Source organism: Roseobacter sp. OBYS 0001 (genome assembly GCF_019654895.1).
GTDB lineage: Bacteria > Pseudomonadota > Alphaproteobacteria > Rhodobacterales > Rhodobacteraceae > Roseobacter > Roseobacter litoralis.
Genome location: NZ_BPES01000001.1, coordinates 614,132 through 628,094, shown reverse-complemented (window position 1 = coordinate 628,094; position 13,963 = coordinate 614,132). Strand labels below are relative to the sequence as shown.

Below are 13,963 nucleotides of genomic sequence, written 5' to 3'. Positions count from 1 at the left end.
CCGCACATGGCCATAAGAAATTGAGGACATCATTATGTCACCGCTAAAAATCAAAAAAGGCTCAAACAGCCATTCTGCCTATAACCTGCGTCCCACATTCTCGGATGTGATCGAACGGCACACGCTCGCGGTGCTTGTCGAAAACGAACCAGGTGTGCTGGCGCGTGTCATCGGGCTTTTTGCAGGTCGCGGGTACAACATCGACAGTCTGACCGTCGCCGAAGTGGATGAGACGGGGCATCTGTCGCGCATTACGATTGTAACCTCTGGCACGCCGCAGGTGATCGAGCAGATCAAGGCGCAGCTGGGACGCATTGTCTCGGTGCACGACGTGCATGACCTGACGGTCGAGGGGAAAAGCGTGGAACGCGAGCTGGCCATGTTCAAAGTCGTGGGCCAGGGCGACAAACGGGTCGAGGCACTGCGTCTTGCCGATATTTTTCGCGCCAATGTGGTCGACAGCACCCTCGAAAGCTTCGTGTTCGAAATTACCGGTGCACCGGAAAAAATCGATGCTTTCGCTGACTTGATGCGCCCCTTGGGCTTGGCTGAGGTCGCACGAACCGGTGTCGCGGCCTTGTCCCGCGGGGAGTAACCCCCGTCATTCACATCTTATGGGCAGGCTGCTTTGGCCTGCTCATTCCAAGGTGAAAAATCCACCACCTGCCCTCTTTTGCGCAGGCTCAGGTCTTCGATCTGGGCAGCATCGCGCAGCACATCCGGCAGAGCCGGTCCGACCTTTTCAATCACGAGGCGTGGGTTATGCGCCAATCGGGTTGATTGCGACATTTCCATGTCAAATTGCACAAGATCGCCTGCATCGAAAAAGTCACCGGACCGCAGAACCTCGTCCGACGGGTTCACGTATGCCAGGTCACCCTGATCTTCGCACCAGATAACCGCCTTGCGGTCCGAAGCGTCGCTCCACAGCACTACGCCCAACATGTGATCTTCCAATTCTTCAATGTCTTTTTTCAACTATACCAAGAAGTTAAGACATTAAGACACCAAAAAAGTGACACCGTACGCTTGGTTTTTGTGTCCACATGCGGTACAGTCGACACAAATCAAGACGGCAGTGACGCCATTTAGCGTCAGTTTCGGGTGACCAGAAGTAACCAATACGTGTAAAGCAATTGCTGATACAATTTATGCATGTAAACCACACCGAAGGACGATAATGCGCACCCCTGCCCGATCCCCCGCTCAATTGCGCAATATGTTCGGAGCAAATTTGCGTCACCTGTCTGAATCTTACCCGTCGGTGTCTTCATTGGCGCGCCAACTCGGCATCAACCGCACGCAGTTCAACCGCTATTTGAGCGGCGAGAGTTTTCCCAGACCAGACGTACTGGCCCGCATTTGCGATTTCTTTGATGTAGATGCGCGGGTATTGCTGGAGCCTGTCGATCAAATCGGCCCCAGCTCGGGGCCTGTGATGAGCGGTTTTCTAAAGGACTTCATGGGCGAAAAAGTTCAGCAGGTCCCTGAAAATGATTTTCCCAGCGGGTTTTACCAGTTTTCCCGTCGGAGCTTTGTCAAGGAAAACCAATTCGTGCGCGGTTTGATTTATGTTCTGCGTCAGGGGAATGACACGCACATCAAAGGCTACGAGCCCAAACTCGCAATGGCCATGCAAGGCATCCCCCCAGCCCCGCAGGCGCGCGAATATCGTGGCTTTGTGCTCAAGGTGGAGGACGGCGTGGTGATCGTAACGTCCCGGCGCAACGGGCTGACGGCTTCAATGAACTTTTTGAACCGCGTCACGTCATTCGAAAACAACTTCTGGGTCGGCTATGCTACACGCACAGCCCGTGAGAATTCAGCATCAACACGTGTCACACGTTTGGTATATGAACATTTGGGAAATGATCTTGAACGCGTGATGCCCATCGCCCGGTACACCGGGTTTTGCGCCCTTGAGGACTTGGTCGCGTTTCACCAAAACCTGCTGCAACACAAAGACCCGATGCGATAAGCTTCTATCCGATGTCGGCCTAAAGCTACTCAGGTCGCTGTCGCGACAGCCCATACGCGCGCGTTCGGTATTTTGTTTCAGACATCCATCCTTAGGAGTTTTGACATGGAAAATCGTGTCTCGGATTTATCCTCTGTTCGCCGCCCGATCGCGCAGGCAAACGGTTTACCAAACGCGCATTACACTGACCCCGCCGTTTTCAATGAGGAAAAGCACGCACTGCTGTTCGAGGGATGGTCGGGGCTTGCCGTGGCTGCTGATGTCCCTGAAACAGGTGATGCGGTGCCACTCGATTTCCTGGACATGCCGCTTTTGTTGATCCGGGATCGCCAAAACAAGGTGCGGGTGTTTCAGAACATCTGTCGCCATCGCGGGATGATCCTCGTGGATGCGCCGCGCAAAATCGAGGGTGCCATCAGGTGTCCCTACCACAGCTGGTGTTATTCGACAGAGGGCGCTCTGGTCAGCACCCCGCATGTGGGCGGGCCTGGCCAGAACACGCATGACGGGATCGACCGCGCGCTTTTGGGGCTCATAGAAGTGCGCAGCCATATCTGGATGGGTGTGGTCTGGATCAACGTGTCGGGCACCGCGGCGGATTTCGACGTTGCAAATGCCAAAATGATGGCGCGCTGGCAGGAATTTAACAAACCACTGCATCACGGCGGCACCGAGAGCCGCTTTACCCTAGAGGTGAATTGCAACTGGAAACTGGCGGTCGAAAACTATTGTGAAAGCTATCACCTGCCTTGGGTGCACCCCGGCCTTAACAGCTATTCACGTCTGGAAGATCACTATCACATCGAAGAGGATGACGCGTTTTCAGGACAAGGCACGCTGGTCTACCGCCAGATCAGAGACGCCGAGGGGGGCACTTTTCCAGATTTCGACGCGCTGAGCGACAAATGGGATACGGCCGCGGAATATATCACCGGGTTTCCGAATGTGCTGCTGGGGGTTCACCGCGATCATACATTCGCCATCATTCTGCAACCGGTCGGACCTGAGAAAACGCTTGAGCATGTCCACCTGTTTTACGCAAAACCAGACACCAGCGACACCCTGCGCATCCGGAACGCAGAGCAGTGGAAAACGGTTTTTGCAGAAGATGTCTTTGTGGTCGAGGGCATGCAACGCGGTCGCCACGCCGTGTCTTTTGATGGCGGGCGGTTTTCGCCTGCCATGGATGGGCCGACGCATTTGTTCCACGCTTGGGTCGCGGGCAAGATCGAACACGCCCGCGCACAAAAGCAAGCAGCGGAGTAATGTCGCTTGACGCAAAGCTGCTCGCCGCACATGCGGCGGGCGATAAGGATCGTCTGGTTACCCTTTATACGCAGGCGGCGGCCAGCGCGGACGATCCCGATGCCGCCGGGTTTTATCTCACCCATGCCTATGTTTTCGCACTTGAGGCTGGCTTACCGCAAGCGGCTGATCTGCGCGCCCAACTGGTTGAGATGGGCCGCGAAGAACCACTTCAGAGCGTCTGACGAAATACCTGACACAACAAGTATCACGTAACGCATTGAAATCTTTGATTTCAGGCAGCGTTACGATTGTCAGGTTTTTCGCATTACGCTTTAAGGGCTTACGATCATCTCTCGATAAAGATGCCATGAACTGTGCCCCAACAGAGGTAACGTGATGAAAAGGCCAAAGAAGCCCGGCAGCATGGAGGCGAACACCACAACCGCAATAAAGGCGGCCCAGATCAGAAAGACGACGGGGGAGGATTTGACCGCCTGAATGCTGGTAATCATCGCGGTGACAAAATCGATCTCCCGGTCCAGCAGCAGCGGCAAACCGATCACCGCGATCGAGAAAATCAAAACCGCGAAACCGGCCCCCACAGCCGTTCCGAATGCCAGCATCATCAGCCCGTTTGAGGTCAGAAAGACCTCAAAGGAACTCGACACATTGGTCATGGTGGACAGCCCAAGGAAGAGGGCAAAGATCATATGGCCCAGAAAAAACCAGAACATGAAAATCACCACCATCATCGTGCACATTGAAGGCAACTGCCGGTGGCGCTGGTTCAGGATCACGCCAAAGATTTCCCCGGCGGGCACAGGCAGGCCCGCTTCGAGCCTGCGCGACACCTCATAGAGTCCGACCGCCGCAAAAGGCCCCAGCAGCGGAAAGCCAATCGCCGCCAGCACCAGCCAAAAGGTATGCCCGGTTTCGGCGGTGATGATCGTCATCACCCAGCCTGCGAGGACGTAAAATGCAGCAAACAGAATGCCGTAAAGCGGTTTGGCTTTGAAATCGGACAGGCCTTTTTTCAAAGCCGCGCGCAGCATATCGAAATTTGCATCGCGCAACTCCGGCGCGCCCGGTTTCAATTCACCCTCTGCAATCGCCGCCACGGAAGTCTCCTCTTCGTACTCGACCGATTAAAACGTGCCTGAGTTGCGGTGTCATGTCAAAATGGAATTGATCAGCCGTTTTGCGCTTCGGCCCGTGTCTTTCCAGATGCATCCAATGCAAGGGTCGCCGCCATGAACCCATCCAGATCACCATCCAGAACCCCCTTGGTGTCGGAGGTTTCAAAATTGGTGCGCAGGTCTTTGACCATCTGATAGGGCTGCAGCACGTAGGAGCGAATCTGATTGCCCCATCCGGCATCGCCCTTGTTTTCATGCGCCTCGTTAATGGCCGCATTGCGGCGGTCCAGTTCCAGTTGATACAGGCGCGATTTCAGCGCTTTCATTGCGATGTCGCGGTTCTGGTGCTGGGATTTTTCCGAACTGGTCACCACGATGCCCGTGGGATGGTGCGTGATCCGAACGGCGGAATCGGTCGTGTTAACGTGCTGCCCGCCCGCGCCTGAGGACCGGTAAGTGTCAATGCGGATATCCGAAGGGTTAACGTCAATGTCGATATTGTCATCCACCACCGGGTAAACCCAGACCGAGCTGAAGGAGGTATGCCGCTTGGCCGCGCTGTCAAAAGGCGAGATGCGCACCAACCGATGCACGCCGCTTTCCGATTTGAGCCACCCATAGGCATTCAGCCCGGTGATCTTGTAAGTCGCGGATTTGATCCCCGCCTCGTCGCCGTCGCTCATGGACTGAAGTTCGACCTTATAGCCCTTCTTCTCCGCCCAGCGGACATACATGCGCGCAAGCATATTCGCCCAGTCGCAGCTTTCGGTGCCCCCTGCCCCTGCGTTGACCTCCAAAAAGGTATCGTTGCTGTCGGCTTCACCATCCAGCAGCGCTTCGAGTTCCTTTTTCGCCGCGGTCTCTTCCAAAGCGCGCAATGCGTTTTCGGCGTCAGTTATGACATCCGCGTCGTCTTCCATCTCGCCAAGTTCGATCAGTTCGATGTTGTCGGCCATCTCCTGCTTGATGTTGTCATGGGTTGCCATGGCATCCACCAGCATCTGACGGTCCCGCATCAGTTTCTGCGCCGCATCCGGATCATCCCAGAGCGTCGGATCCTCCACGCGCGCGTTGAACTCCTCAAGCCTGTAGGGGGCGGTTTCGACATCCAGCCGCTGGGCCAGCAGGTCCAGCGATTTCTGTATTTTTTCAATGGTGTTCTGGACGTCTGCGCGCATGTCAGCCTCGGAAAACTAGGGTTACATCCTGATAGACCAGCACCACGGCAGCGGCAAGGCACCGGCGGCGATTACACCCTGAGGATCAGTATAGCCCGCCGGAACTGAGCGTGCCGAAATTGGCATTGGGGCCAACCTCGATCGTTTCCCCGGTCGAGGTCGTCACCTCCTTGCGCTTTCCGGGCTGCACTTCCTGAACCAGCGGCAAATCCTGACCCATGGCAAAGCCGCCATCGAACATGACACCGAACAATGGCTCTTCACCGCTGCGGAAATACTCAGCTACAACCGCATCGCCCGTGGCATCATCGTTCAGACGTGCACCGGTGAAACGGTCGATCTTGATAAAGCGACCACCGTTTGGCACCTCAAACGGGCCGCCGCCATATTTTTGCGTCGCTTCTTCCATGAACCGCTGGAACACCGGGCCGCACATGCCGCCGCCTGATGCGCCCCGCCCCAACGACCGGGGCTGGTCATAGCCGATGTAGCAGCCCGCAACGATGTTGCTGGTGAATCCGATAAACCAGACGTCTTTGGCGTCATTGGTTGTTCCGGTTTTACCGGCAGTCGGCACAGGCAGGTTGACCGTGCGCGCAGCAGTGCCGCGATCAACAACACCCTTCATCATCGAAGTTAGCTGATAGGCGGTGATCGGGTCCATCACGCGTTCCCGGTTCGAGATGATGCGCGGGCCATAGCCGGGATCAAGGCTGGCCAGTTCACAATCGAAACAATAGCGTTCGTCATGGCGGTAAATCGTGCGCCCGTAGCGGTCCTGCACCCGGTCCACCAGCGTCGGCTGCACACGTTCGCCCCCATTGGCAAACATCGCATAGGCAGCCACCATCCGGTAGAGCGTGGTTTCCTCGGACCCCAGCGCATTGGCCAGAAAGGTGCCCATGTTGTCATAAACGCCAAAACGTTCGGCATAATCGGCCACAACATCCATGCCGACTTCTTGCGCCAATCGCACAGTCATCAGGTTTCTGGAGCGTTCAATGCCGGTGCGCAAAGGAGTAGGCCCGTAAAATTCACGCGACGCATTGCGTGGCCGCCACAGACCTTGCGGCGTGTTGATCTCAATCGGGGCGTCTATGACGATGGTGGCTGGGGAATAGCCGCTGTCGAGCGCTGAGGCATAGACAAAAGGTTTGAAGCTTGATCCCGGTTGGCGGCGCGCCTGTGTGGCGCGGTTAAACACGCTGTCCTGATAGGAAAACCCGCCCTGCATTGAGATCACGCGTCCGGAATTAACATCCATGGCGACAAAACCGCCCTGCACTTCCGGAACCTGTCGCAGGCTCCAGCGGATAAAGCTGTCGTCCTCATCCGAGGTCATGGCGCGAACATGCACCACGTCGCCGACCTCAAGCAAATCACCCGCCCGCTGCGCCTTGCCGCTCAGAGAACCTTCGCGCCGCTTTTTGCGCGCCCAAGTGACGTCTTGCGCGGGGATGAAATGGCCGTCTTCGTCTTCCACGACCCCTTCGATGCCAATGCGCGCCGAAGTTTCGCCGACGGATAAAACCACCGCCGGATACCAAGGGCCGTCCAGATCAATGTCACGCGCGATGTCAACAGCCGCAAGGGCCGTGCGCCATGCCGTTTCATCGCCCAGCTGTCCCGGGTCAATCCGCGTTTGCGGTGCGCGCCAGATGCCCTGACGGCGGTCATATTCTTCCAACGCGCGGCGCAGGGATTCGGCAGCAAGTGGCTGCAAATCCTGATCAATCGTCGCGCGCACGCTCAGCCCACCGGTAAAGAACTCGCCTTCACCAAAGTCTTCGCTCAACTGTCTGCGAATCTCATCCGTGAAATAATCACGCGGCGGCAACTCCGCCCGGAAGCTTTCAAAATCCCCGTTTTGCACCGATCGCAAGGGCGCGGCGACCTCGGTTTCATAAGCGGCCTGCGTGATATAGCCGTTTTCCATCATTTCCTTGAGCACGAAGTCACGACGCGCCTGCAGGCGCTCTTTCTGGCGCACGGGATGATAATCGCTGGGTGCTTTGGGCAAGGATGCGAGGAATGCCGCCTCATGCGCCGTCAGATCGCTCAGCGGTTTGTTGAAATAGGTCTGTGCGGCTGCCGTGACACCATAGGAATTCTGCCCCAGAAAAATCTCATTCAGGTAGAGTTCAAGGATCTGATCTTTCTCAAGCGTTTCCTCAAGCCGGGAAGCCAGAATGATCTCCTTGATCTTACGCTCCGCACGTCTGTCACCGGAGAGCAGGAAATTCTTCATCACCTGCTGCGTGATGGTCGACGCCCCGCGCACATCCTGTCCGCGCGATTTCACCGCATCGACCGCCGCCGCCCCGATGCCGCGCAGATCATAACCGTCGTGCTGATAAAAATTCTTATCCTCTGCCGAGATGAAGGCCTGTTTGACCAGATCGGGGATGTCCTCGGCCGGGGTAAACAGTCGCCTTTCCTTGGCGAATTCATCAATGATCTGCCCCTGACCGGAATAAATCCGACTGATGGTGGGTGGGGCATATTGCGCGAGTGATTCGTGGCTTGGCAGATCCTTGCCGTAGACCCAGAAAATCGCACCAATGCTCAGCACAACCATGCCCAAGCCCATGGTTATGGTCGTAAAAATACCACCCAGAAATGACAGAATGAATCGAAACACGAAAAGCACGCACCTTTGTTGACGTTACAGACTTGGGTATAAGTGTTTCTGGCGTCATGGTCAAAAGAGCGTGACGTCATAAGCACGTGATCGCTACTGCCTTATCAGCCCGCGCAGTGCCGCGTCCTGCGCGCGCCATTCCAGAACCGCGCGCGCCATGGCATCCACCATTTTGCTGCGCCACTCAGGGTTGCGCAGGTTTTCCAGATCGCGCGCGCTCGAGAGAAACCCGACCTCTACCAAAACGGACGGGATATCGGCGGATTTCAATACTGAAAAACCCGCCTTCCTGAGGGGTCTGTTGTTCATCGGCCCCCCAGAGGCTGTCATACTCTGGATCAGAGCTTGCGCCAGCGCCTTTGATCGCGGCTCTGTTTCCAGACGTGCCAAATCAAGCAAAACGGTGGTCACAGCATCATCCGACCCGGTCAGATCAGCACCGGCGATGATGTCCGCCCGGTTGTGGCGCGCCGCCAGATGCGCGGTTGCTGTATCGCTGGCCTCATCGGACAACGTGTAGACCGTTGCGCCCTGCGCCCCCCCTTGGCTCAGTGCATCTGCATGTAATGACAGGAATAAATCAGCGCGGGCGCGGTGGGCCTGCGCCACGCGGTTTTGCAGGGACACAAAAACATCCCGGTCACGGGTCAGCACGACATCCACATCAGCCGCACGGATCAAGGCGTCGCGAAGCTCAAACGCAACATCCAGCATGAGGTTTTTTTCCGACAGACCTTCGCGCTCCGCGCCGGGATCAATACCGCCGTGACCCGGATCAATAACGACAACAAACCGATCGTCAGACACGGCGGGCTGCACCAGATCAGGCTGCGCAGTCGGCCAGACAGAGCTTTCAGGCACGCCGGACGCCATTGCAAAGGTTTCTGGGTCCGTCGTCCGCAGGGTCATGTTCAGAATCGCCCCGCCTGTGACCTCATCAACTGTCATGCCAATCTCGTCAGGCAGCATCGGCTGCGCCAGATCCGCGACCAGCCGCGACCAGCCGGGCTGAAAGACGCCGAAACGCAGCGCGTCGATGCTGGTCCCCTTGTTCAGCAGCGCATCTGCCTGCACGCCTGACCAGTCCACTTCACGGAAATCCACGACCAGACGCGGGGGCTGATCGAGGGTAAAGATGCGATACGGCACGCCCTGCGACAGGGTCAGCTGCATGTCCAAGCGGCCGAACCAGTTCTGTTTGATGTGGCTCTTGGCCGTGTCCACCCGCGCAACGCCGGACAGGTCCTGCGCATTCAACGGTGCTGCCAACACGCCCAAGACAAAGGCGCAGAGTTTCAAATGTCGGATCATGGGCTGCTCGGCCAGTTTGTTTTGCCGAACCCTATAGCACCTCAACCCCGGAGGGAATGGGCTAGCGTACCTGCATAAACGCCTTGAGCCGTGCCAGACCTTCGGCGATATCCGCAGTCGAGCGCGCATAGGAAAACCGCAGCGTCTGGTGTCCGCGCAATGGATCAAAATCAAGTCCGGGCGTGACGGCCACGCCTGCCTGTTCGAGGATTTCCGCCGCAAAGGCGCGGCTGTCATCGGTCATTTCCGACACATCCGCATAAACGTAAAACGCCCCGTCAGGCGGCGCGATTTTCGTGAACCCGGCCTCTGGCAACCCTTCGAGCATAAGTTTGCGATTGGCCCGATACACATCCATATTCGCCTGCAATTCATCCTCGGCGTCCATCGCAGCGAGGGCGGCAATCTGGCTGGCATGGGGCGCGCAGATGAACATGTTCTGCGCGATCCGTTCTAAAACGCGCACATGGTCCTCAGGGACAACCAGCCAGCCAACCCGCCAGCCCGTCATCGAGAAATACTTGGAAAACGAATTGATCACATAGGCCTCATCCGTCACCTGCAGCGCGGTGACCGCCTTCGCTTCATACTCAATGCCATGATAGATTTCGTCGGAAATGAAAGACGCACCCTGACCGGCGGCTGCGTCGATCAGACTGCCAAGCGCCGCCTTGTCCAGCATTGTTCCCGTAGGATTTGCTGGTGAGGCCACCATGAGCCCGGCCAGATCGCTCCCCTCAAGGTCACTGGCGACGGGCTGAAAACGGTTTTCGGGTGCGGTGGCGATATCGACGGGGCACAAATCCAATGCACGCAAAATCTGGCGATAACTGGGATATCCCGGTGCGCCGATCCCGACCCGGTCACCTGTGTCAAATAGAGCGGTAAAGGCCAGAATGAACCCGCCAGAAGACCCCGGCGTGATGATCACGCGCTGCGGATCAAGGTCCACATCGTACCATTCCCCGTACAGACGCGCGATGCGGGCGCGCAGGGCAGGCAAGCCCAAAGCCACCGTATACCCCAGCGATTCCCGCCCCATCGCATCAGCCAGTGCAGATGCCGCAGCTTTGGGTGCACCGGTGCCGGGCTGGCCCACTTCCATATGAATAATGTGCCGTCCTGCCGCTTCTGCCTGACGCGCTGCCTCCATCACGTCCATCACAATGAAGGGATCGACCGAAGAACGCCTTGAAACCCGCATGAAAACCGCTCCTTATGGTGTCATGTGGTTTCATCGCGTATTCCGACTGACGTCAATCCCGGCGCTGATCTTTTGTCTGTTTGCCCAGACGGCATCGGCGCAGGGGCTCTTGCGGGACGCGGATCTCGAATACGGGCTCAAACAACTGGCCGCTCCTGTGCTGACTGCCGCCGGCCTCAGCCCGTCGCGCGTCAAGATTCTGGTTGTCGATGACAGTTCGCTGAACGCATTTGTCATCAGCACTGATGCGATTTTCCTGCACTACGGGCTGATCAACCGCATGAGCAACGCCGCGATGCTGCAGGGTGTGATCGCGCATGAAGCGGCGCATATCGCCAATGGGCACCTCACCCGGCGGATGAACAACCTTGCCAGCGCGCGCACTGCCGCCGGATTTGGCATCGCCCTTGCCGCTGTTGCGGCAGCAGCGGGTGGCGGCGAGGCTGGTGCGGGCGTTTTGCTGGGCACGCAAAGCTCGGCTATTAATCGCTTTTTGCGCCATACCCGCGCCGAAGAAGCCTCAGCCGATCAATCCGCCGTGCGGTTCATGCGCTCTGCCGGAATAAACCCTGCGGGCATGTCGCAGGTCCTGCAACTGTTTCGCGGTCAGGAACTGCTGGCCGAAACGCGTCAGGATCCCTACACACGCTCGCACCCTCTGTCCCGCGACCGGATGCGCGCGCTTGAGGGCTATGTCGCCGCCTACGGGAATGCGCCGAACGATAATGCCACCGCAGATTACTGGTTTGAAAGGGTCAAGGGCAAGCTCAGCGCCTATACCCGCGCGCCCAAATGGACTCTGCGCCGGTTGAACGAAAGCCCCTATCAGGATGTACGCCTTCTGCGCGAAGCGGTTGCAGAGCATCGCCAGTCCCGCACGAAACAAGCCCTTGCGGCGATTGACAAGGCCATCACGCTGCGGCCCAACGATCCGTTTTACCATGATCAACGCGGACAAATTCTGTTTGAGACGCGCAATTTTTCCGCCGCTGCGGCGGCGTATGGGCGGGCGGTGCAACTGGCCCCGAACGATGCGCTGATCTTATCCGGCTACGGGCGCGCGCTGTTGGTCGAGGGTAACGTTAACAAAGCCAAGCAGGTGCTTGAAAAAGCACGCATAATCGATTTCAGAGATGGCACGATGCTGCGCGATCTGTCAGTCGCCTATGCAAAATCCGGCCAGAAGGGCATGGCGTCGGTGGTGACCGCAGAACGCTATGCGCTGAGGGGGCGGATGAAAGACGCAGGCATTCACGCCAAACGTGCCGTTGATTTGCTGCCGGAAGGGTCCGGCCCTTGGCAACGGGCACAAGATGTGTTGATTGCATCCGAACGCGCCGCAAAACGGAGATAGACTATGCTGAAAAAACGACTGATGGCTTTTGCCCTGAGCCTGATAACCGCAACCGCTCCGGCGTTGGCGCTCGATCTGAGTGCGATGTCAGACGAAGAACGCACGCAATTCGGGGCAGAGGTGCGTGCCTATCTGATGGAAAACCCACAGGTGATCATGGAGGCCGTCAATGCCTTGGAAGAACGGCAAGCCGAGGTACAGGCGCAGGCTGACGTAGATTTGGTCTCCCAAAACGCCGAGGCGATTTTCAACGACGGCTTTTCCTATGTCGGCGGCAATCCCGATGGTGATATCACCCTTGTGGAGTTCATGGATTATCGCTGCGGGTTTTGCAAACGCGCGTTCGGTGAGGTCGAAAAACTGCTCGCCGCTGATGACAACATTCGTTTTGTCGTCAAGGAGTTCCCGATTCTCGGGGAGCAGTCATTGCTGGCATCCCGATTTGCCATCGCCACCAAGCTGGAAGAAGGCCCTGACGCCTACAAAGCGATGCATGATGCTCTGATGTCCTACAACGGCGATATTACAATCCCTGCCCTGAGGCGCCTTGCAGACACGTTCGGTCTGAACGCTGATCAGATCGAAGCGCGCATGGAAGCGGATGAAGTCACCCAAGAACTGATGGCGACGCGCGCACTGGCGCAGCGGCTGCAGATCAGTGGTACTCCCACATTCGTGCTCGATGATGAGATGCTGCGCGGCTTTTTACCGATGGATCAGCTGCAAATGATTGTCGACGAAAAGCGCGGTTAACGTACCGCCCTATTCAGCCGCATCCGCAAGGGCCGCTGCAGCTTCAAGCTCAGCGGCCTTTTGTTCGACCTGCTCCACAATATGTTCAACCATCTGGTCGTTGTCCAATTTGTGGCTTTGTTTGCCCGCCAGATACACCATGCCCGAGCCCGCACCGCCGCCGGTAAACCCGACATCGGTCATCAAGGCCTCACCGGGTCCGTTCACCACGCATCCAATGATACTCAGACTCATTGGCGTTCTGATGTGCTCCAGACGTTTCTCGAGGGCTTCGACCGTCTTGATCACGTCAAAACCCTGCCGCGCACAACTGGGGCAGCTAATGATATTCACACCGCGATGACGCAATCCCAGTGATTTCAGGATTTCATAGCCAACCTTGACCTCTTCGACGGGGTCTGCCGATAGGCTGACGCGTATGGTATCGCCAATACCCATCCAAAGCAGATTGCCCAAACCGATCGCAGATTTGATTGTTCCCGACACAAGCCCCCCCGCCTCGGTGATGCCAAGGTGGATGGGTGCATCAGTTGCATCGGCCAACTGCTGATAGGCCGCTGCCGCCATGAAAACGTCGGATGCTTTGCAGCTGATTTTGAATTCGTGAAAATCGTTATCTTGCAGGATCTTGATATGGTCGAGCCCGCTTTCCACCATCGCATCAGGACAGGGTTCACCGTATTTGTCCAAGAGATGCTTTTCAAGGCTGCCCGCGTTCACGCCGATGCGGATTGAACAATTATGGTCCCGCGCCGCCTTGATGACCTCTTTTACACGCTTTTCATCACCGATGTTACCGGGGTTGATCCGCAGACACGCAGCCCCCGCCTCCGCCGCTTCGATCCCTCTTTTATAGTGAAAGTGGATGTCGGCGACGATGGGCACCGAAACCTCGGGCACGATCTGTTTGAGCGCTTGAGAGGAAGCTTGATCCGGCACCGAGACACGAACGATATCCGCCCCCGCTTCTGTTGCCGCATTGATTTGATCAATTGTGCCTTTAACATCTGTCGTCAGCGTGTTGGTCATCGTCTGTACTGTAATAGGCGCGTCGCCCCCAACAGGCACGTTGCCAACCATGATCTGGCGTGATGTTCTGCGGTATATGTTGCGCCAAGGGCGTACATGATTAAGCGACATCGGTGGGACCTTCATTGCTG

Annotated in this window: 13 protein-coding genes; 6 read left to right on the top strand and 7 right to left on the bottom strand. The window is 57.1% G+C overall.

The features are described 5' to 3' along the window. Positions 1 to 34: 34 nt before the first annotated feature. Positions 35 to 595 (top strand): acetolactate synthase small subunit, encoded by a 561-nt coding sequence (gene ilvN, locus K5Q35_RS03015; protein ID WP_013961553.1) that lies wholly within the window; start codon positions 35 to 37, stop codon positions 593 to 595. Between the two features lie 17 nt (positions 596 to 612). On the opposite strand, the gene K5Q35_RS03010 is transcribed toward ilvN, so the two are convergent. Further along, the gene (locus K5Q35_RS03010) at positions 613 to 945 is read right to left on the bottom strand and encodes a hypothetical protein (RefSeq protein ID WP_013961552.1); all 333 of its coding nucleotides are present in this window, start codon (positions 943 to 945) and stop codon (positions 613 to 615) included. 235 nt (positions 946 to 1,180) lie between these two features. On the opposite strand from K5Q35_RS03010, the gene K5Q35_RS03005 reads away from it, so the two are divergent. The 3 genes from K5Q35_RS03005 (at position 1,181) to K5Q35_RS02995 (ending at position 3,468) form a co-directional block, all read left to right on the top strand. After that, positions 1,181 to 1,978, top strand: a complete 798-nt coding sequence (locus tag K5Q35_RS03005; RefSeq protein ID WP_013961551.1) for a helix-turn-helix domain-containing protein — start codon at positions 1,181 to 1,183, stop codon at positions 1,976 to 1,978. Positions 1,979 to 2,083: 105 nt separating this feature from the next. Further along, on the top strand, positions 2,084 to 3,244 hold the full coding sequence (locus K5Q35_RS03000) for an aromatic ring-hydroxylating dioxygenase subunit alpha (RefSeq protein ID WP_220798382.1): 1,161 nt from the start codon (positions 2,084 to 2,086) through the stop codon (positions 3,242 to 3,244). Continuing rightward, positions 3,244 to 3,468: a hypothetical protein gene (locus K5Q35_RS02995; protein ID WP_220798381.1), complete on the top strand. Its 225-nt coding sequence runs from the start codon at positions 3,244 to 3,246 to the stop codon at positions 3,466 to 3,468. The genes K5Q35_RS03000 and K5Q35_RS02995 overlap by 1 nt, the downstream gene beginning before the upstream one ends. A 90-nt stretch (positions 3,469 to 3,558) precedes the next feature. Here K5Q35_RS02995 and K5Q35_RS02990 read toward each other — a convergent pair whose 3' ends face one another. The 5 genes from K5Q35_RS02990 to K5Q35_RS02970 all read right to left on the bottom strand — a co-directional run bounded on the left by K5Q35_RS02990 (position 3,559) and on the right by K5Q35_RS02970 (position 10,696). Then, the gene (locus K5Q35_RS02990; RefSeq protein ID WP_013961548.1) at positions 3,559 to 4,344 is read right to left on the bottom strand and encodes a DUF2189 domain-containing protein; all 786 of its coding nucleotides are present in this window, start codon (positions 4,342 to 4,344) and stop codon (positions 3,559 to 3,561) included. 71 nt (positions 4,345 to 4,415) lie between these two features. Beyond that, positions 4,416 to 5,540 carry a peptide chain release factor 2 gene (gene prfB / locus K5Q35_RS02985; RefSeq protein WP_220798380.1) on the bottom strand — a complete coding sequence of 375 codons (1,125 nt, stop codon included), beginning with the start codon at positions 5,538 to 5,540 and terminating at the stop codon, positions 4,416 to 4,418. Between the two features lie 85 nt (positions 5,541 to 5,625). Further along, positions 5,626 to 8,181, bottom strand: a complete 2,556-nt coding sequence (locus K5Q35_RS02980; RefSeq protein ID WP_220798379.1) for a penicillin-binding protein 1A — start codon at positions 8,179 to 8,181, stop codon at positions 5,626 to 5,628. Between the two features lie 93 nt (positions 8,182 to 8,274). Beyond that, a complete protein-coding gene (locus K5Q35_RS02975) occupies positions 8,275 to 9,492 on the bottom strand; it encodes an N-acetylmuramoyl-L-alanine amidase (protein ID WP_220798378.1) in 1,218 nt (405 codons plus the stop codon). A 61-nt stretch (positions 9,493 to 9,553) separates the two neighbouring features. Then, positions 9,554 to 10,696: a pyridoxal phosphate-dependent aminotransferase gene (locus tag K5Q35_RS02970; RefSeq protein ID WP_220798377.1), complete on the bottom strand. Its 1,143-nt coding sequence runs from the start codon at positions 10,694 to 10,696 to the stop codon at positions 9,554 to 9,556. Between K5Q35_RS02970 and K5Q35_RS02965 the strand changes: the two genes are divergently transcribed. Both K5Q35_RS02965 and K5Q35_RS02960 read left to right on the top strand, forming a co-directional pair. Beyond that, complete coding sequence (locus K5Q35_RS02965; protein WP_220798376.1) at positions 10,695 to 12,050, top strand: M48 family metalloprotease; 1,356 nt, start codon at positions 10,695 to 10,697, stop codon at positions 12,048 to 12,050. The two genes, K5Q35_RS02970 and K5Q35_RS02965, sit on opposite strands and share 2 nt — an antisense overlap. 3 nt (positions 12,051 to 12,053) lie before the next feature. After that, a complete protein-coding gene (locus K5Q35_RS02960) occupies positions 12,054 to 12,803 on the top strand; it encodes a DsbA family protein (RefSeq protein ID WP_220798375.1) in 750 nt (249 codons plus the stop codon). A gap of 9 nt (positions 12,804 to 12,812) precedes the next feature. Here the strand turns inward: K5Q35_RS02960 and ispG are convergent, their stop codons facing one another. Beyond that, positions 12,813 to 13,943, bottom strand: a complete 1,131-nt coding sequence (gene ispG, locus K5Q35_RS02955; protein WP_220798374.1) for a flavodoxin-dependent (E)-4-hydroxy-3-methylbut-2-enyl-diphosphate synthase — start codon at positions 13,941 to 13,943, stop codon at positions 12,813 to 12,815. Positions 13,944 to 13,963 lie beyond the last annotated feature (20 nt).